The sequence below is a fragment of the Microcoleus sp. B3-A4 genome (genome assembly GCF_036705385.1).
Lineage (GTDB): Bacteria > Cyanobacteriota > Cyanobacteriia > Cyanobacteriales > Microcoleaceae > Microcoleus.
The window spans coordinates 1-20558 of the sequence record NZ_JAUBUI010000066.1 but is presented as its reverse complement, the minus strand read 5'-3'; the positions used below and the strand labels follow the sequence as shown (position 1 = coordinate 20558).

At 45.6% G+C, this 20558-nt stretch carries 10 protein-coding genes; 6 read left to right on the top strand and 4 right to left on the bottom strand.

Annotated features, from left to right (window positions below; translation table 11 throughout):
• Positions 1-118: 118 nt before the first annotated feature.
• The 4 genes from QUB33_RS21885 to QUB33_RS21870 form a co-directional block, all read right to left on the bottom strand.
• Positions 119-1465 (bottom strand): TldD/PmbA family protein, encoded by a 1347-nt coding sequence (locus QUB33_RS21885; RefSeq protein WP_333354154.1) that lies wholly within the window; start codon positions 1463-1465, stop codon positions 119-121.
• Between the two features lie 146 nt (positions 1466-1611).
• Entirely contained in the window at positions 1612-3090 is a 1479-nt protein-coding gene (locus QUB33_RS21880) for a TldD/PmbA family protein (protein WP_333354151.1), read from the bottom strand.
• A 193-nt stretch (positions 3091-3283) separates the two neighbouring features.
• Entirely contained in the window at positions 3284-4588 is a 1305-nt protein-coding gene (locus QUB33_RS21875; protein WP_333354148.1) for an aspartate aminotransferase family protein, read from the bottom strand.
• Between the two features lie 338 nt (positions 4589-4926).
• On the bottom strand, positions 4927-5964 hold the full coding sequence (locus tag QUB33_RS21870) for an adenosine deaminase (RefSeq protein ID WP_333354145.1): 1038 nt from the start codon (positions 5962-5964) through the stop codon (positions 4927-4929).
• Between the two features lie 255 nt (positions 5965-6219).
• On the opposite strand from QUB33_RS21870, the gene QUB33_RS21865 reads away from it, so the two are divergent.
• From QUB33_RS21865 to QUB33_RS21840, 6 genes are all read left to right on the top strand, one after another.
• On the top strand, positions 6220-7557 hold the full coding sequence (locus QUB33_RS21865; protein ID WP_333354141.1) for an adenylosuccinate synthase: 1338 nt from the start codon (positions 6220-6222) through the stop codon (positions 7555-7557).
• A gap of 183 nt (positions 7558-7740) precedes the next feature.
• Positions 7741-8346, top strand: coding sequence for a 50S ribosomal protein L25/general stress protein Ctc (locus tag QUB33_RS21860; RefSeq protein ID WP_333045051.1), 606 nt, complete (start codon positions 7741-7743; stop codon positions 8344-8346).
• Between the two features lie 467 nt (positions 8347-8813).
• Positions 8814-13403, top strand: coding sequence for a tetratricopeptide repeat protein (locus QUB33_RS21855; RefSeq protein ID WP_333354136.1), 4590 nt, complete (start codon positions 8814-8816; stop codon positions 13401-13403).
• A 186-nt stretch (positions 13404-13589) separates the two neighbouring features.
• Positions 13590-14147, top strand: coding sequence for a hypothetical protein (locus tag QUB33_RS21850; RefSeq protein ID WP_333354132.1), 558 nt, complete (start codon positions 13590-13592; stop codon positions 14145-14147).
• A gap of 135 nt (positions 14148-14282) precedes the next feature.
• Positions 14283-19349 (top strand): glycosyltransferase, encoded by a 5067-nt coding sequence (locus QUB33_RS21845; RefSeq protein WP_333354129.1) that lies wholly within the window; start codon positions 14283-14285, stop codon positions 19347-19349.
• A 231-nt stretch (positions 19350-19580) separates the two neighbouring features.
• Complete coding sequence (locus QUB33_RS21840) at positions 19581-20225, top strand: methyltransferase domain-containing protein (protein ID WP_333354126.1); 645 nt, start codon at positions 19581-19583, stop codon at positions 20223-20225.
• Positions 20226-20558 lie beyond the last annotated feature (333 nt).

Here is a 20558-nt window from a genome sequence, read left to right as displayed (position 1 = left end):
ACTAATTTTCCGAACAGCTTTGTCAACAGGCGAGCGCCCCAACCCGCACCCAATCTACCTTATCGGCACGAAAACTAACGCCCAGAGGGTGCGCCTCCGCGCACCTCACCGCTGCAAGTCACAAACTGTCAGTAATACTCGTGAAATTAAAAGCTTTCACGCGCACTCCGGGCACGACACTACCGCCGTAACGCTTCACCGCACTAACTGCATCCACATCGCGCAACATATCAGGTAAAACTTGATTGAAACGCAGGTTTTTAATCGGGTAAGCAATTTTGCCATCCTCAATCCAAAAAGTACCGTCGCGAGTCATCCCCGTTACTTCCAAAGTTTTCGGATTAACGTAGCGCACGTACCAAGCTCGACTGACGAAAATTCCTCGCTCGGTTTGAGCAACTAAATCTGCTAAACTTTGGTCGGAACCTGTCATTACGATCGGGTAATAAGCACCTTTCGCCTCTTTGCCTTTTTGTGCGGCCCAGTAGCGGGAATAAGACAAACTTTGAGGGACGCCATCTTTGATGATTTCCAAATAGTTATTGCTCAATCCGTCGCCGAAAAAAGTATTCGATCGCAGCAAAGGATGAGCCGGATCGCGCTGCACTTGCACTAACGCGCTAAAAAGTTGTTCCCCCGCACGGTTTCCCGCTGGTTTTCCCTCTGCATCGGCGATCGACATAAACGATCGCCCCTCATCCGCCGCCCTCGCATCCAGCCCCCAAATCACCCACGGTAGCAAGCCCGCAAAAGCAGCGCCGTCAAAGATTACCGGATAAACGCCGGGAGTGATGGGGCGCGGGTTGCGAGATGCGATCGCCCGATCGAGCACTTGTTCTGCTAATTGGGCGATCGGCAATTCGTTGATACTCCAAGCAGTGCTCTGAGCCCAACTAGAACCGTCTTCAATGCGAGCAGTAAAGCTGAAATCCGCCTTTGTAGACTGGTTGCAGGCGCGGAGTCCGGTTGACGAGGCGATCGCGTACAGCGACGCCTCAGTGCTTAAAGTGCCCGAACCATGAGCGCCCCCCTGAGAGGAGCTCGCGCACGCTTGCTGCACCATTTCTGCCCGTGCTAGAGGCGATACAGTTGCCGTTGCTGTGTCGAAGGCGGGCGATCGCAAATCGTAGGTTTGAGGCGGCAGCAGCGGCATCCATTCGGGGTCTGCCGGCGCAATTCTGGCTAATTCTTCCGATCGCTTGACTGCGGAGGCGATCGCATCTTCATCAAATTCTGTAACAGCCGCAGAGGCGCTTTTGTTGCCAAAATAGCTAGTAATGCTCAGGTTAAATACAGTTTTGCTGATATTTTGGCTGATTTGATTTTCCGAGAATCTCGAAAGAGATTCTTCGCCAGTAGAGAGACTGACAAATACTTCCTCTGCTTTGGATAATTTGACTGCTTTTTCTACTACAGATAAGGCTTGGTCTTCACTTAAACTTGCGGGCGATGTTGTTACAATCATGATTGGTAATTAGGCATTGCGAATTGGGCATTGCGAATTGGGCATTGCAAATTGGATATTGGGCATTGGGCATTGGGCATTGGGCATGGTTAGCAATTAACTAATAACTAAGAACCGATGCTCCATGCCCCATGCCCAATGCCCTATTACCCAATTTGAATATCCCTCACTCGCACCGGCACACAAGCGTGAGTCATCTGAGCAACCTGCACCGGCTCGCCCTTGCCGCATATATGAGTACCGCACTGAACCAGCTCCGAAGCCGGCCCTATCGCATCTATTTGATTCCAGAAATCAGTAGTCATCGCCTGATAAGTTACATCCTTCAACATACCGACAACTTTACCTTTTTCCACCTTCCAAAAAGCATCGCCGCCGAATTGAAAATTGCGTCGCTGCTGGTCGATCGAATAACTACCCATACCGTCGATTAAAATGCCGTCTTCCGTATCCGCAATCATCTCAGCCAAAGTAGCAGTATGGCTGCCGCCATCCGGGCCCGGCTCCAATCCCAAATTCGGAATTCTCACCATCGGCACGCTCGACCAACTGTCAGCGTAAGCAGAACCATTGCTGCTAGCGCGTCCGAGGCGATAAGCCGTCTCTCTGTCAGTGAGATAATCAACTAAAATTCCCTCCTTGACAACGTACCACTCTTGTGATTTTACGCCCTCATCATCGTAACCCATTGTACCGCGGCCACCTGCTTGAGTGCGATCGCACTTAAAATTCACCCAAGGTGCAGCGTATTGCAGTTTATTTAACTTATCAGTAGTAGCAAAGCTCGTGCCAGCAAAATTAGATTCGTAGCCGTAAACCCGGTCTAATTCAGTTGGATGCCCGACTGATTCGTGGATTGTCAAAAACAAATTTGTCGGCTTAAGAATCAGGGATTTGCAAATACCAGCAGGGATTTTAGGAGCGCGCACTTTCTCAATAGCTTCGGCGGCAACTCTTTCGACTTGACTCAACAAATCATCGGGATTAATATGTTCGTAACCGATATTCAGCGGCGGGCGTTCGTAACTGCGACTTTGGGCATCTCCGCCCGCAATTGCCGTACAGTCAAAACCCGGATAGCTGCGGTAGATTGTTTGTTCGATTAACGAGCCTTCTGTAGAAGCAAAAACCTTGTCTTCGCGGCTGGACTGCAAAAAAGAATCAGCTTTTTTGATGCCTTGTGCGCCGTGTGCTAGTAGCTTCTCGTTGATAGTTAGGAGCAGTTCGGCTTTGTCAGCAACGGGTACAGAAAAAGGGTCAATGGCGATCGGAGTAATGTAGGTATCGACATATTTTTCGACAGGCACCAACCGCACCGGTTCCTTCTGAGTTAAGCGGCTGCCTTTAGCGATTTCTACAGCCAAAGCGACTATTCTTGCAACCTCTGCGGGTGTTTTGCTGTGACTGGCGGCAAATCCCCAAGCACCGTCTAGAAGCACTCGCACGCCAAAACCGGAACTTACATTATCTGACAGTTGACTTAAAGATCGATCGCGCGCGTAAAGATTCTGCCTTCGGTAACTGCAAAAACGCACATCACCGTACTCGCAACCTGTTTTCCGAATCAAATCTACAGCCAAATTTGCTAACTCGTTAGCAGAGATTTTTGCAGTTAATTGCACCATAGTTATTCGTCATTCGTCGTTAGTTGTTAATTATTATAGCGCTTTTTAATTATTTGAACGAACCGCGAAGACGCAAAGAGCGCGAAGGAATAAAAGAGAGAGGTTTTTCTCCTTTCCAACTACAGTCTTTACCTGAAAACATCTACCTATCTTCTTCTTACTCTTCCTTCGCGCCTTCGCGGTTCGTTAAATCCTACTCCATCTCCTGCAAAACCCCTGTCAAAATTTCCACAAGGCGATCGATATGTTCCTTCTCAATAATCAGTGGTGGCGACAAAGCAATAATATCACCCGTAGTCCGAATTAGCAACCCTTTTTCATAGCACTGCAAGAAACAATCAAACGCCCGTTTCCCCGGCTTCCCAGCAATAGATTCCAACTCAATACCTGCCACCAGTCCCAGATTACGAACATCAATTACGTGCCGCACCCCCTTCAAAGAATGCACCGCATCTTCCCAGTAACCAGCCATCTTATCGGCTCGTTCAAATAACCTTTCTTCCTCATAAATATCCAGCGTCGCCAAAGCAGCCGCACAAGCCAGAGGATGACCCGAATAAGTATAACCGTGAAAAAGCTCGATCGCATTTTCAGGAGCATTCATAAAAGCATCATAAATCCCCTCTTTCACAAACACCGCCCCCATCGGCACCGTACCGTTAGTTATCCCTTTCGCCGCCGTCACAATATCGGGAACCACCCCAAAATATTCCGTTGCAAAACTAGAGCCTAGTCGCCCGAATCCGGTAATTACCTCATCAAAAATCAGCAGAATTCCGTATTTGTCGCAAATCGCCCGCAGCCGCTCCAAATAACCTTTCGGCGGAATCAAAACACCTGTAGAACCAGCCACAGGTTCGACAATTACCGCTGCAATATTAGACGCATCGTGCAAAGCGACAATCCGCTCCAATTCATCCGCCAAATGCGCTCCCCATTCCGGTTGTTTGCGGCTGAAAGCATTGTGTTCGAGATTGTGAGTGTGAGGCAAATGATCGACTCCCGTCAGCAAACTGCCAAAAAACTTGCGGTTTGTACCGATACCGCCGACAGAAATTCCCCCAAAACCAACGCCGTGATAACCGCGTTCCCTCCCGATCAATCGTTGGCGAGTTCCTTCACCTTTCACCCGGTGATAAGCAATCGCAATTTTTAAAGCAGTTTCTACAGATTCCGAACCCGAATTAGTAAAGAAAACGCGATCGAAATTGCCCGGAATCATCTTTACCAAACGTTCCGCCAATTCAAAAGCGCCCGGATGTCCCATCTGAAAAGCCGGGGAGTAATCCAAACGCAAAACCTGCTGTTTAACTGCTTCGGCAATTGTCTCGCGGGCGTGTCCTGCATTCACGCACCACAGCCCCGCAGTACCATCTAAAATTGAGCGGTTATCATCGCTTGTAAAGTGCATATCTTTGGCAGAAACCAACATTCGCGGATTCGCTTTAAACTGTCGGTTGGCGGTGAACGGCATCCAGTAAGCGTCCATATTTGTCATGTTTTTTTATCCTTTTATATTGATGCTTCTGCATCCAAACTATAACTTGTTGCTGAGTATCGCTCGCTCGACGCTTATTATAATTTTACAAACCTCTATAGCAATGCTAATAGGACTTAGGCACAACTTCTATATTGCCGGTTGGCAAGGCGCACTTTACGGCTATGAGTAGCCTGTAAAACCACTTTACTTTTTACGTAAGTCCTACCTAAGTATTGGCAATGGCTTTCCTAGCGCGAGAGATATCGGCTAAAAAACCCGGTTTATGCTTAATTTTTATTAAACAAACCGGGTTTATGATTACCCTAAAAGTTGGATGTTTAATTGCAACAACCTACTTAATTAACGATCGCCCCCACAGACTCATGCTGCAACAAACCGGTCAGCATTTTCACAGGTCGCTCCCCGTAGGGCCACGCGAAAGCATGGCGGAAAGCGGCCTCTTGACACGCTTGCAATTGCCGAAAATCAATGATATCCAAAGTTAACAAATTCTCGTACTCGAAAGGCAATCGCACGTTGTGCAATCCCGCGTTGTCGGTGCAAATGGCAATATCGACACCAGCTTCAAAACATCGATCGAACACAACCTTCAATTCGCGCATATCCTGCAACGTCCCCGTTTTGAGATAGGTAGTCGGGCAAACCTCCAAGCATTGACCCATGCGCGCGACTTCTGGCAGCAGTTCGGGATATTTTAACGGAATTTGAATCCCGTGACCGATACGCATCAGATAAGGCAGAAGTTCGGGATAACAGCCTGAGGTAGTTTCGTAGAGGTGGCCGGTAGTTTTGATGCCGATCGACCTCGCGTACTGGTACAATCCGACAAACTCCTCCAAACGCTCGCCAATACAATCATCGCCGCCAGCTATATCGATCGCACAAACATATTCTCCCATTTGCGCCGCCAAATCTACGATCGCCCGATTCACCTCATAGGGTAAACGCGAGTGCATACACAAAATTTGGCTGGTAACAATCGGACAATCGCTAATTTGACTTGCCTTGCCCACAACTTGTACAATTTCTGCCATCAAATCAATGCGTTCTGACTGAGCTAAATGTTCTGGAGTCCGCAAATAAGGCGTATAGCGCAACTCCAAATAAGCCAGATTTTCAAACACGTAAGCGCCCCGCATCAACCGATAGATGAAATAAGGCAACGTCTCAACAGTTTGAACGCTTTCTACCAGCGTGTGCAGTTCCAAATACTCATTGAGAGTATTGCGCGGACGAGTGTAAAACTCTTCAAACTCCGAGTATTTTTGAAATCGATTAACCATCTCAGCATTGTGGCGATCGAAATACCGCCACAGCACCCTAGGAACGACAGAACCACCCAGATGGCGGTGCAACTCAGCGTGTAAAGTCATGGCAAAAAAGCCTCAATTTTCTCAATCTTAACAAAAATTAATTTGACCCAAAGCAATGGGGTCTGTTGCCCCCGGACTCGTCTGTGGCTCGGCTCTCACTCATTTGCGTATCCGATCGACCTGCGAACCCATGTATCCGTGGCGTAGCCTCTAAAATCTAAAATCCAAAATCTAAAATCTAAAATTGATTGACATTTCGGAGGCATTCGTACATAATCGGAGATTGTGTCAACCTGAACTGAACGCGAGAAACCCTTGGCTAACGTAGTTGTGATCGGCGCCCAGTGGGGCGATGAAGGAAAAGGCAAAATTACCGATTTGCTCAGCAAATCCGCAGATATCGTTGTCCGCTACCAAGGGGGCGTCAACGCGGGTCACACCGTGGTAGTCAACGGTCAGACTTTCAAGCTGCACTTAATTCCGTCCGGGATTCTCTACCCTGATAAAGAGTGTATCATCGGCTGCGGCACGGTCATAGACCCTAAAGTTTTAATAGAAGAATTAGATCAGTTAGAGGCACTAAATATTTCGACGGCCTCGCTGATGATTTCGGAGACGGCTCACGTCACGATGCCCTATCACCGATTACTTGATGTAGCATCGGAAGAGCAGCGGGGAAATTATAAAATCGGGACGACGGGACGCGGCATCGGCCCTACTTACGCCGACAAGTCGGAACGTACTGGCATTCGGATGCTCGATTTAATGGACTTGGAAGGGTTGCAAGAACAACTGGAATGGACGATTAATTGTAAAAATGTCCTTCTCGAAAAACTCTACAATTTGCCGCCTTTAAATCCCCAAGATGTAATTGATGAATATCGAGTTTATGCGGAACGTTTGCGACCGCACGTAGTAGATAGTTCCCTGAAGATTTATGAGGGACTTCACAAACGGAAAAATATTCTGTTTGAAGGCGCGCAAGGGACTTTATTAGACTTAGACCACGGTACTTATCCTTACGTTACTTCGAGCAATCCCATCGCAGGCGGCGCTTGTGTGGGAACCGGAGTCGGCCCAACAGCGATCGATCGCGTAATTGGCGTAGCAAAAGCTTATACAACCCGCGTCGGAGAAGGCCCCTTCCCTACCGAAATGGTAGATGGAATAGGAGCAGTTTTGGGCGAGAGAGGTGCAGAATTCGGCACGACAACGGGCAGAAAACGCCGCTGCGGTTGGTTCGACGCAGTAATCGGCCGCTACGCAGTCCGCATCAACGGTCTTGACTGTCTGGCAATTACCAAACTAGATGTGTTGGATGAATTAGAAGAAATAAAAGTTTGCGTTGCTTACGAAATTGACGGCGAACGCTGTGTTGATTTCCCGAAAAGTTCCCGGATATTTACTCGCTGCAAACCTATTTACGAAACCGTTCCCGGTTGGAAACAGTCTACGGAAGAGTGCCGGAATTTGGAAGATTTACCGCCGCAAGCATTGGATTATCTAAAGTTTTTGGCAGACTTGATGGAAGTGCCGATCGCAATTGTTTCTCTCGGTGCCAGCCGCGACCAAACTATTATTGTAGAAGACCCGATTCACGGCCCCAAACGCGCTTTGCTTTCTGCAGACGGCCATCCCGCCAAAGCATTTTAGGTTTGAGATTTTAGATTGGGAAAGATTGAGCGGGAGATTGGGAGAGTTGAAGAGACCGAGATTCGGAGAATAGCCAAATTCCCAATTCCCAATTATTATCAAATATTCAGCGAATTTAATTAACTTCGATCGCTGTAGCATAAATTTGATAAAATGTAAAAACAATCAACAGAAAGTCATAAAATGGAACTCGCAGTAGAATGTCAAAAGCGGGCAGAAGGCAGCAAACCTAACGCCCTCCGCCGCTCTGGATTGATTCCCGCCGTCCTCTACGGCCACAAAGGCTCTGAATCTATTTCCCTTACGATCAAAGCCAAAACAGTTGAACACCTGCTCAAAAAGCACGTAGTCAACAATACCCTAATTGACCTCAGCATTCCCGACCTCTCTTGGAGCGGAAAAACCTTACTGCGGGAAGTTCAAGTTCATCCTTGGAAGGGCTATCCTTACCACCTGAGCTTTTTCTCCGTGGCAACTCAAGACAGCCTGGAAGTTGGAGTGTCGCTGAATTTTGTCGGCGAAGCTGTCGGCGTCAAGTTAGAAGGCGGCATCTTGGATACAGTGCTGACGCAACTAGCAGTTAAGTGCAAACCTGACAGCATTCCTGAATCCATAGAAGTAGATATTTCTAATTTAAAGGTTGGGGATGCGCTTCACATTAACGAATTAGTTTTGCCTGCGGGAGTGGTAGCTCTCGGCGAACCAGATCAGGTGGTTGTTACCGTGCTGGGAATTCAAGCAGGTTCTGAAGCCGAAGACGCAGAAGAAGACGCAGCCGCAGCAGCTTAATTAGTAATTGCTAAGAGTTGTTAACTAATGGTTGAAAAAAAGGGCGATCGCTTTCTCCCAAAAGGGCGATCGTTTTTTGCTAAAAAGGATATTCTCGTCTGGGTTTGATCGCACATTTTGCGCTGCTTGTAATATTTTTTTAGGTCTGTTCCCTTGCCAAGCCCACAAGAAAGCATCCCACAAGCAAGAATCGGCAGTGTTTACTTTTTTTTACAAAACGGGCGATCGACCGGAAGGTACAAAAGTCTGGACTGGCGCGCAAATCCGCCATAAACCGTACTGATTCTTACATATTTAGCCGTAAAATCAAAAAATCAGCCGAGAAGTCCGGTTCCTCGCCAGCACCGAGAGTCAAAAAAATTAAGAATTGGGGGAACAAGCCCGCTACTCTTAGTGTCAAACGCGAGTATAATTGTGAAACGTTTTGACTACCCTATTTAATTCCTGCCTCTGGAGCCGCCGCCCATATGCCATCAACAGTGAATACAGAATCAACAGCGGTTCAATTTAACCAACAGGGAGAAACATACTTATCCCAAGGAAAAATAGAAGAAGCGATCGCATCGTGCGAGCAAGCTTTGAAGATTCACCCCAATTTTGCACCAGCTTACAAGACTTTGGGCAACGCGCTGCAAGCTCAAGGCAGGATGGAAGAGGCGCGGCACTGGTACGCTAAAGCGATTGAAATAGAACCGAATTTTGCGGAGGTATACGCGAATTTAGGCAGCCTTGGCGCGCAGCAGCAAAAATGGCAGGAAGCCATCGGATTTTATCAAAAGGCGATCGCGATTAAGCCGAATTTCGCAGGAGTTTACCGGAATTTAGCAAAAGTATTCGGACAAATTGGCAAACCAGAAGAAGCGCAGCAGTGTTGGTATCAAGCATTTAGTTTGGAACCGGAAAAAGTAGCGCCTGGGGAACACTTGAATATGGGCGACGCTTTTTTTCGGCAGGAAAAATTACCCGAAGCGATCGCCTGTTACGATCGCGCCATAAAATTAAATCCTAATGTGGCGACTGCTTACCAAAATTTGGGCGAAGCGCTAAAAAAACAAGGTAAGTTAGAGGAAGCGACAGCATATTATCGCAAAGCTATTGAACTGAACGCAGCTAATGCGAGAAATGGCAGCGAGGGACAGCAAACTTTAGCGGGTGCCACTGCCAAAAACGGTGCAGTTAAGCAGCAGCCAGCAGCAACCGCAGTTAAGCAGCCAGTGCAGCAGCCAGTCCAGCAACCAGTGCAGCAGCCAGTTAATTCTACAATTAATATAGAAGATCCAGAAGCATACAAAATACTGGCAGAAGGCTATTTTGCTCAGGGTAAATTGGAACAGGCGATCGCAGCTTGCAAAAAGGCGCTGCAAATTAAGCCGGAAGCGCCGCTTTACAAAATGCTGGGCAACGCTCTACAAGCTGGGGGCAAAATTGATGAAGCTAAAAGTTGCTATGTCAAAGCAATAGAAATTAACCCAAATTTTGCCGAAGCATATGCTAATTACGGCAGCATTTGCGGGCAGCAAGAACAGTGGCAGCAAGCGGTTTCTGCTTACGAAAAGGCGATCGCCCTGAAACCGGATTTTGCAGGTGCTTTCCGCAATTTTGCGAAACTGTTAAGTCAGTTAGGCAAGTCGGAGGAGGCGGCTGAGGCTTGGTATCGAGCATTTGCGATCGACCCCAAATCCGGCACCGCTGAGGAACATGAGAATTTAGCCAAAACTTTGATCGAGCAAGGTAAGGTAGATAAAGGAATTGAGTGTTACCGGCGCGCGGTTGAGTTGAACCCAAATGCGGGGGCAGCTTATCACGAATTGGGGGAAATTCTTAAGGGTCAAGAACAGTGGGAAGCGGCGGTAGAAGCTTACACTAATGCCATTAGAAACAATCCTGATCTTTCTTGGTCGCACAACAATTTAGCTGAGTCGCTGGTTAAGTTGGAACGGTGGGAGGAAGCTGTAAATGCTTACCGCAAGGCGATCCAATTAAATCCAGATTTTAGCTGGTCTCACAACAATTTAGCAGATGTGTTGCTGAAGTTGGAACGGTGGGAGGAGGCGGTAAATGCTTATAGGAAAGCAACAGAATTAAATCCAGATTTCAGTTGGTCGCACAACTATTTAGCAGACGCGCTGATTAAACTGGGACGGTGGGACGAAGCCATTTCGGCTTACAAAAGGTCGATCGAACTCCATCCTGATCATTTTTGGGCGCACAACAATTTAGCAGAAGCGCTAGTGAATTTGGAACGTTGGGATGAGGCAGTTGTTGCCTACCGGCGTGCTAACGAAGTTAATCCGAATTTCTTCTGGTCGCAGAGCAAATTAGGGGACGTGCTGCTAGAAATGGAAAGATGGGAGGAAGCGATCGATGTTTATCGGCGCGCGGCCGAGTTAAATCCGGATTTTCCGTGGACTTATTACAACATGGCAACGGCTTTTGAGAAGCTGGAACGGTGGGATGAGTCGATCGCCGCTTACCGCCGGGCTGCGGAAATTCAGGCTGATTTGCCGTGGCTTTCGCAAAAGTTGGCTGATGCTTTGAGGATGCGATCGCAGTGGGATTTGCAGGAGGCGATGCGTTTGTACCGGCGGGCGATTCAGGAGAATCCTGATGACGTGCAGTTGTATCACAAGGCGTTGGAGATTGCGTCGAATGATGCTGACCTTTATGTTGAGTTGGCTGATGCTTTGGTGCGGAAGAATTGGTCGGATGGGGCGATCGTCTTTTATCAAATGGCGTTGCAGATTCGGCCTGATGACAAGGCTATTTCTGGGCGGTTAGAAGAGGTGTTAAAAAAAAAGGGTGTGAGTAGGGGGGCGGAAAAGAGCGATCGCGCTGTTCACGGACACTCTGGAAATGCGATCGAACACAGCCCAGGGATAGCTGCGGAGTACCACGAATTAGGGGCGTCTCTGCAAGAAGAAGGTAAATTGACCGAGGCTGTAGCCGCCTACCGCAAAGCAATTTCAATTAATCCCAATTACTTTGGAACTCACCACAATTTAGGCGATGTCCTGAAATGGCTCGGTAAAGTTGATGAGTCTATTAAAAGCTATCAGAAAGCTGCAGAACTGAATCCAAGTTTTGTTTGGGCGCACCACAACTTAGCTGATGTATTTCAAGAAGAAGGTCGGCTTGATGAAGCTGTTGCTGCTTATGGGAAAGCGATCGAGGTTGCTCCTGACTTTGGCTGGTCTCACTACAATCTAGCGAAAACTCTAGCTAAACAAGATAAGCTTTCGGAAGCTTTGGAAGAGTATCAGACGGCAAGCAAACTCGATCCGAAACTTTTTGGTTTGGATTATCAAAACTTACGAGATTCGCTATTCCTCGGTCAAGACCCAGCTTACACCAAGTGGCGCGCTAAGAACAGCCCCAGAGAAGCTGACTTGCGGAAGATGGCGGAAACATTAGAAATCTTTAACTACAAGCCGCTGATTAGCATTGTCATGCCGGCTTACAATACGCCAGAAAATTATTTGCAGCAGGCAATAGAATCAGTTCTCAATCAGATATATCCTTATTGGGAATTGTGCATTGCGGATGACGCATCAACCGCGCCTCATGTCAAGCAAGTTTTGGAAGAATATGCAGCCAAAGATAGCCGGATCAAAGTAGCTTACAGAACCAAAAACGGTCACATTTCTAACTGTTCCAATTCTGCTTTGGAGTTGGCGACGGGTGAATTTGTATCTTTATTAGACCACGACGATACGCTGACACCAGAGGCTTTGTATGAAGTGGTGCTGCTGCTGAACCGCCACCCGGAAGCGGACATGATTTATTCAGATGAAGACAAGATTTATCAGGATCAAGAACTGATAAACCCTTTCTTCAAGCCAGAATGGAGTCCGGATTCATTTTTATCGCGGATGTACACTTGCCATTTGGGAACTTACAGGCGATCGCTAATCAATGAAATCGGCGGTTTTAGACCGGGTTTTGAAGGAGCTCAGGATTACGATATGGTTCTGAGGTTTACAGAAAAAACTGACAAAATATTTCACATCCCTAAAATTCTTTACCACTGGAGAATGCACGCAGGTTCGGCGGCTGGCGGTGTAGAGGCTAAACCCTATGCCTATGAGGCAGGGCAAAAAGCTTTGCAAGAGGCGATCGAACGCCGGGGCGAACCGGGGAAAATTGAAGGCGTTCCCTACTTTTTGGGACACTTTATTGCACGCTACAAAATTGCCGATTACAAGCGGGTCAGCATCATTATTCCGACGCGGGATTTAGGCGATGTTTTGGACAATTGCTTGGAGTCTATCTTTACTAAGAGTGTCTACCCCAACTACGAAGTTATCGTCATCGATAACGGCAGTCAAGAGAAACACACGGCGGAAATTCTGGCTAAATGGACGGCTAAGGAATCAGCGAGGTTTAAAACTTATCGCCTAGATATTCCGTTCAATTTCTCTAAGATTAACAACTACGCTGCTAGCAAAGCGGAGGGAGATTACTTGCTGTTCTTGAATAACGATACAGAGGTAATTACTCCCGATTGGATTGACGGGATGGTTGAACAAGCTCAGAGAAGCTCGATCGGGGCTGTGGGCAATTTGTTGATATACTCAGATAACAAAATCCAGCACGCGGGAGTGGTCATGGGACTCGGCGGCGGAGTTGCCGGTCACAGCTATTATCATATGCCTCGCTCCATACCAGGGTATTTCGGGAATGTGGTAGGCATGAATAATGTTTCAGCGGTAACTGCTGCGTGTTTAATGTGTCGCCGCGAAGTATTTGAGAGTATTGGGGGGTTTGACGAAGAACTAACAGTGGCGTACAATGATGTGGATTTGTGCTTGAAAATGCTAGAGAAAGGGTACCGAAATATTTACCTGCCTCATGTAGTTCTCTACCACCACGAATCTAAAAGCCGGGGTTACGAAGACTCGCCTGAAAAGAAAGAGCGGCTGAGGAAGGAATCGAAGGTGATCGAAAGCCGCTGGCAAAAATATATTGAGAATGACCCTTACTACAGCCCCCATTTAACCAGAGCTTGTCAAGACAGCGGTATCAGATTGGAGGACAAGAATTGGCGGCCGAGTCATTAGGAACATCCCCATGAGTTTAGGGTGTAAACTTAAGTCTAAAGCCCTCTGTCTCTCTCGTTTGTACTAAAGTCTCGCTCCCTCTGGCATCCCCCATTGGTGTCAACTGAACAGTAAAACCCTCCGTCTCTCTGGAATCATCGGCCCTACGCTTAAGGAACCAATTAACTCAGGATTCAGCAATCTGAAATGAAAAAAATGATTGACATTGTAGAAGTGCTTAGTGTCCCCCTAGCAGAATCTCAAGGGTTACTAGCGTTTAATCTCGATGCACCAGAAACAGGAACTCAAACTGATGTTGGAGCCGTTGAGTTTCGGGGTTGGGTTCTGGGGAAAATGTCTCCCGCGATCGCGGTTGAAGTGATTCATCAGGGGAGAGTGCTGAAAACTATTCCGGTGAATGTTCCTCGTCCTGATGTGGTCCAAACTTATCCCCAAGCTTCAGAAGCAGGAATTAGTGGGTTTCAGGCAACATTAGACTTGAGCAGAGTGATTGATCCGCACGACCAGTTAACTGTATATTCGATTTTGCGGGATCAAAGTCTTGCTAAGATGGCAGAAGTAACGGTTAAATTAGGCTCTGAATCCTCTACTGTGGAGGTTCCCCTGCCTCAACAGGATGCGGAGTCAGGGGTAGATGGCATACAGTTAAAATTACAAAGGATTCAAGCTGATTTGGAGCGCTCTAAAGTGTTTGTGCAGACTGTGAAGACAGATTTGCTCAACCGGGAACAGCTAAATCGGTAGAAACTGGGAACTTTTGAGTGGGTTAATCGTCCTGCTGCCAATCGCCCCTGTCGGTTTCAATGTGGAATTTGTGATACGAGGTTTGACGTTTAAAGCCCAGACTAGCAACCCTTATTTTTTTAGAGTATAAAACCCATGACGGTGACAGCCTTTCAGCAAGCCAATCAACTGTTAAGAGAGGGAAAGTTAGAAGAGGCGGTGGTGGCTTATCGACTGGCGATCGAGCAGAATCCTAATTCCTATCTGTCTTATCAGAATTTGGGGGAAACCTTGGGGAAGTTGGGGCGTTGGGAAGAAGCCGTTGAAGCCTATAGGCGGGCAGTAAAGTTAAAACCGGGTGCAGCTTGGTCACATTGGGGGTTACGTCAAGCGTTACAACAGGTAGGACGACTTGAGGAGGCTCAAAAGCTGGGTGATCTAGCCATTGAGATTGATCCGAAGGGTCATCGTCAGGGGCGATTGGTGATGGCATCGGATGCGGGGAAGGATCGCTTGCGGGTGGGGGTCTGTGGTTGGGAGTTGTCCCATAATGCTGCGGGACGTGCCTATACTTTGGCGCAGTTGTATGGGGGTTTTGCTGAGGTGGAGTTGATTGGCTGTCTGTTTCCTAAGTATGGGGGGCAGGTGTGGGAGCCGATTCGGGGGACGGAGATTCCTTGTCATACGATACGGGTTGAGGATGAGGGACGGTTTGTTGAGCAGGCGCTGGCTTTGGTTTTGACGCATCCCTATGAGGTGGTGCATTTGTCTAAGCCTCGGATGCCGAATATTATTTTGGGGCTTTTATATAAGCTGCTCTGGGATGCGCGGGTGATTGTGGATATTGATGATGAGGAGTTGACGTTTGTTAAGGCATCGGAACCCCTGGATTTGGCGGCGTTGTTGGAGTCTGAGGGTAAGTTACCGCCTTTTCGGGATTGGGATGGTGGTAAGTGGACTCGCCTTGCTGTGGGTCTGGCTAGGGCTTTTGATGGGGTGACGGTGGCGAATGTGGCTCTACAAAAGCGTTATGGCGGGGTGGTGATTCGTCATGCACGGGATGAGGGGCGGTTTGTGCCTTCGGCTGACCTGAAGCACCGCAGTCGGGAACGGTTTGGTATTGCTCAGGATAAGCGGGTGGTGCTGTTTTTTGGTACGCCGAAGGAGTATAAGGGTCTGGTGGCGACGGCTCGTGCTTTGGCGAGTTTGGGGCGCAAGGATGTGGTGTTTGCGATTATTGGGGATTTCCGGGATGGGAAGTTAAAAGAGGAGTTGCAGGCGATCGCTGGGGTGGACTATGTGTTTGTGGGGAATCAGCCCTTTGAGTCTATCCCGGATGTGGTGGCGGTGGGTGATGTTTGTGTACTGTTGCAGGATGTGGGTTCTGAGGTGTCCCGGTTCCAAATTCCGGCGAAGTTGTCAGATGCTTTGGGAATGGGGTTGGTGGTGTTGTTGTCGAAAACGGCGGCGGTGGCTGATGTGATTGAGTCGGGGGCTGTGGTTCCCGTGGGTGAGGGGGATTTGGCTGAGGTTTTGGGTCGGGTATTATCAGATGAGGCGGAATGCGATAAACTACGGGTTCGCGGTCGGGAGTTATTGGCGGCGGAGTTTGGGTTTGGGGTGAATGGGCCTCGGTTGGCGGGGGTTGTGGATGGGGTTCGCGGCGGGGTTGGGGTGCTCTCGGATGAGTTGAATTTGTTATTGGCTGGCTTCTCTGCGGTTGGGTCGGTTTGGTCAAGGTTTTGGGATGATCATCATACAACGGTAGAGATGATGACGGCTGATGATGGCTCAGATGTTGGTCTAGCCGACCATCGGTTGGGTCAAGATATGGAGAAATTGGGAGAGAGTAAAAAAGCGCAAAGGATGGGGTCTTTGAGTCAGGAGTTGTTTGAGACGAAGTTGAGTTGGAATGTCAATAAGTCGGCGAATTTTAGGAATAGTATAAATTCGGTGCGAGATTCGGTAGCAAATATGTTAGAAATAGGTGCTACTCCTCCAAGCAAGTTACCTATTACCGTACTCATTATTACTTGGGATGTAGGCCACAATCCTTTGGGTCGCTCGTATATGCTCGCGGAAGTAGTTCAACGTGTTGTACGCCACACTGTACTCGTTGGCTTTCAATTTCCTCGCTATGGAGATGATATTTGGGAACCAGTACGTCATGAAAAATTACCTGTAATCACTCTGCCAGGTTCAAATCTGCCTGAGTTTCATACGAGTTTAAAACGAATTGCCGAGCGAATTCATCCAGATGTTGTCATTGCTTGCAAGGCTCGTTTCCCTTCAGTTGAATTGGGGTTAATGATTAAGGAGCGATGGAACTGTCCACTAATTGTTGATATTGATGACCATGAATTATCGTTTTTTACAACTCAAACCGAACTAACTCTTTCCGATCTGGAAGCAAGACCTGAAGGTAGCGCAGCTAAAGAGATAGAACCCTACGGAGAGCTTTGGACACGTTTGGCACAAAATCTTTGTCGGACAGCGGATGAAATAATAGTTTCTAATATGGCTTTGCAATGTGAGTTCGGTGGGACAATAATTCCGCATGTGCGCGATGAAAATATTTTTAATCCTAATCTGTATGATAGTCGTGAGGTGCGTCATCGGTATGGCATACCCCTTGATGTCAAGGTTGTACTATTTTTAGGGACACCGCGTCTGCATAAGGGAGTTGTTAAACTTGCTCAAGCGATCCATCAAATTTCCGATCAAGACTTTCGGCTCTTGATCGTTGGTTCTATACCTGATTATAGTATTGCTGTAAAACTCAATTCTCTAGCATCAAATCGTATTATTTGTTTGCCCAATCAACCGTTTAGCAGGATTCCTGAGATCTTATCCATAGCTGATGTTATCTGTTTGCCCCAAGAGGAAGGACACGCTATTTCTAATTATCAGCTACCTGCCAAGGCAATCGATGCTATATCTATGGGAATTCCACTGCTCGTCAGTCATACTCCACCCCTCCTCGAAATGGTTGAGTATGGGGTTGCAGAACTGATAGATATGGATGATATTCCTGCTTCTTTAGAACGCATAATTAAAAATCCCATTCGAGTTCAGCGGTGGAAAAATTACTCGCGAAGTCATTTTCTAAAGCACTATAGCTATGATGCTGCTGCAAAAAAAATGGAAAACATTATTCAGCGTAGCTTAAAAAGCAAACCATGGTCTGCTGTTCCTGACACGAAGCTTATTATTAATACTATCAACAAGGTTCTAGGTTCACAATCAGTAGAGGTATCAAAGCAGCAAAGCTGTAGAGGAGTTGATATTGTGATGTTTTGGAAACAGAATGATACTGATATTTATGGCCGTCGCCATGATATGCTTATAAAATATCTTGCTTCACGATCAGATATCAGAAAAATAATTGTTTTTGATGCACCTATTTCTGAGTTGGAGTTACTTAAAAAGCAGCAGTCAAGAAGCAAACAAAATCAAGATAGATTGATTTATATTAGGACTTATGAAAAAGTCCTAGGAAAAAAGGATACGGATAAAATTTCTTATAATGTCTTTGTATATCCGCCTGACAAGTATAAGTTTCATGAGACTCAAAATCAATCTGAATCCACTTTTAATGAAGATTATTTTCTTTACTTACAGGAAGTCTTTAAACGAGAAGATATTAATACTAATTGGTCAATTTTCTGGATTTATCCGAAAAACTATTTTGCACCCGATCTTGTACGAAAGTTTCGCCCTACGAAAGTGGTTGTTGATATTATTGACGACCATCGTTCTTGGCCTGGATTATCCGATCAAGAAAAATCACGACTAACAAGCAATTATCGGGAAATCCTTGGATTAGCCGACATGGCATTTGCTAACTGTGAATCAGTTTCTCTATCAATGCAGGACTTTTTTCCTGGTAAAATTCGCTTAGTACCTAATGGTTGTGATAGTATGATATCTATAGTAAAACCAAAAAATTCAGAACTCTTTGAAAAATTTTGCAATTTTTCAGGTAAGACAATTGGCTACGTTGGCAACTTAGAATCAAAGATCGATATTAATCTAATTGATAAATTGGCTCAAAAATTTTACGACAGCCAAATTGTATTACTGGGTTCTACACATGCAAATCCTTCAGTATTGAATCTTCAAAAACATGACAATATTGTGATGCCTGGTGTTGTTCCTTATGACGAAGTTGGTGCATGGGTTTCTCGATTTGATGTTGGTATTGTTCCTCACTTAAACACCGAACTCACAAAGAATATGAATCCACTTAAAGTGTTTGTTTATATTTCTCTGAATGTACCCGTAGTTTCGACAAATATTAGTAATATTGACCGCACCACCAACGAGATAGTACACATAGCATCAAATCACGAGGAATTTATCACTATGGTCGCTCAAACTTTGGCTCAAGAACGTCCACCTGTTCATGTTTCCAATAACTACATAGCTACCAACAATTGGAAGATGCGTTTTGGTTCACACTTGGATGAACTGTTGATTGAATATATACAAGAATATGGGTATGAAGATAGATGTAAAGTTTGTGGTTATTTTCAAGTTTTTGAAAAAAAACACAAATCTTTACGCGAAGGATACAAATGTCAAAAGTGTAAATCTTCATTAAGATATCAGGGTCAAGCTGAAGCAATTATTAATAAATTTAGTAAAAATAATTCCTCCTCCATAGTAGAACTTTGTCAAGAAGATGAATTTAAAAGCTTGAATATATATGAGCCTGGCATCACAGGAGGCTTTAGAAATTTTTTCCAGGAAAGTTTAAAGTATTATACCACTTCATTTTACTGGCAAAATCTACCTTTGGGCGGATACAAAGATAATATTCAATGTCAGTCTTTGGAACAATTAACCTATGATAGTAATCAATTTGATTTAATTATAACTTCAGATATTTTTGAACATATTAGACATCCTTGGGTTGCTTTTCAGGAAATTCTGCGAGTTTTAAAAGTAGGAGGTTACCACATTTTTTCGATTCCCGTTCAAGAACCATTACCTAAGAAAACAGTTTACAGAGTAGATGTCTCTGGAAAAGAAGATGTCTATATTTTGGAACCCAGATATCACACGGATGGCCGAGGAAATCCTTGTCTAGTTTACACGGACTTTGGGTTAGATATAGTAGATAATTTACAAAGTATTGGTTATGAAGTTGAATTGTTTAAGCTAACTAATCAACAACCAGAATTGCAGAAGCTAATAACGTTTGTCACTAGAAAGCTGTAAAAAAACAACAGTTAATTGATGGAGTCATAGCAGTGTGAAAAATATGATACTCTAATATAAAAAAGGCGATCATGCACAGCAGGGTGGGCTTCGCGTGATCGCCACAAAAAAAAGAGGAGAAAATGATGAACAATCCAGAAAAATGTAGGAGGCCAGAGCTACAAGAATTTATTCAAAATTACTGTATAATTGCTCCAGCCACATTAAAATAACTAGACTTTACGAGGTTTTATGATCAATACTACTCATGTTCAAGTTAATATAAAATCCGATAACGCAGGGAATCATCGCGTTAAAACGTTTCGTTACTTACTCGATAATCTACTTGATGTTAAGTCTGGGAAGCTTGCAGACTTGGGTGCTGGTCCTTGCTTGTTTGCGAAAATTGCCCGTGATGTAGGATTTAACGTTACTGCTGTTGACGGACGAGATGTACGAGTTCCTAGCAAAGATGAACTTGGTTCAATTAAATTTATCCAATCTGACGTTCGGGAATTTGATGTGTCAAATTTTGATATTGTGCTTATACTCGGGTTATTGTATCACTTTGATGTAGAAGATCAAATTAGCCTTCTTCAAAAATGTAATAAAGCTCATACAGTTGTTATAGATACTCAATTTCATGATGCAAATTTAGCCACCTCAGCATTAAGTGAGCGTAGTAATAGCTCTTTGGTTGAGCGTCTTAGCTATCAAGGAATTGAGTTTTTGGAAGCCAATAATCCCATGGCTTCTCTTGGAAATCAGAAGTCGTTCTGGCATACAGAGAAATCATTAATTAAACTCTTTGAAGATTGTGGATATCACTCTGTAACCCTTATTAATCCAGTATACTTAAGCAAATATGGTGCACGTCGATTTTATCTATTAACATAGATCATTTATAAAATCGGTTCTTCCGGCTTTGTTATAGCAACCGCCAAGGCGGTTAGGACATCCGAAAACCTCGAAACTTCCCAATGACAGGCGGTTAACCTCTGCTGATTGCTATATGTAATCTCAATGACAGGCGGTTAACCTCTGCTGATTGCTATATGTAAAAAAGCATTAATTTACCCTAAAACTGATACTTCAAACTTTATAAGTAGGGTTTGCTGAATAATCGATCGCCAACTAAGAACAGGAGCGAGCGATATATTCAAACTCAACTAAAGATAGATTTTTATGTATCGATTCCACCAAGTTATAATTGTAGATTATCTTTAACCT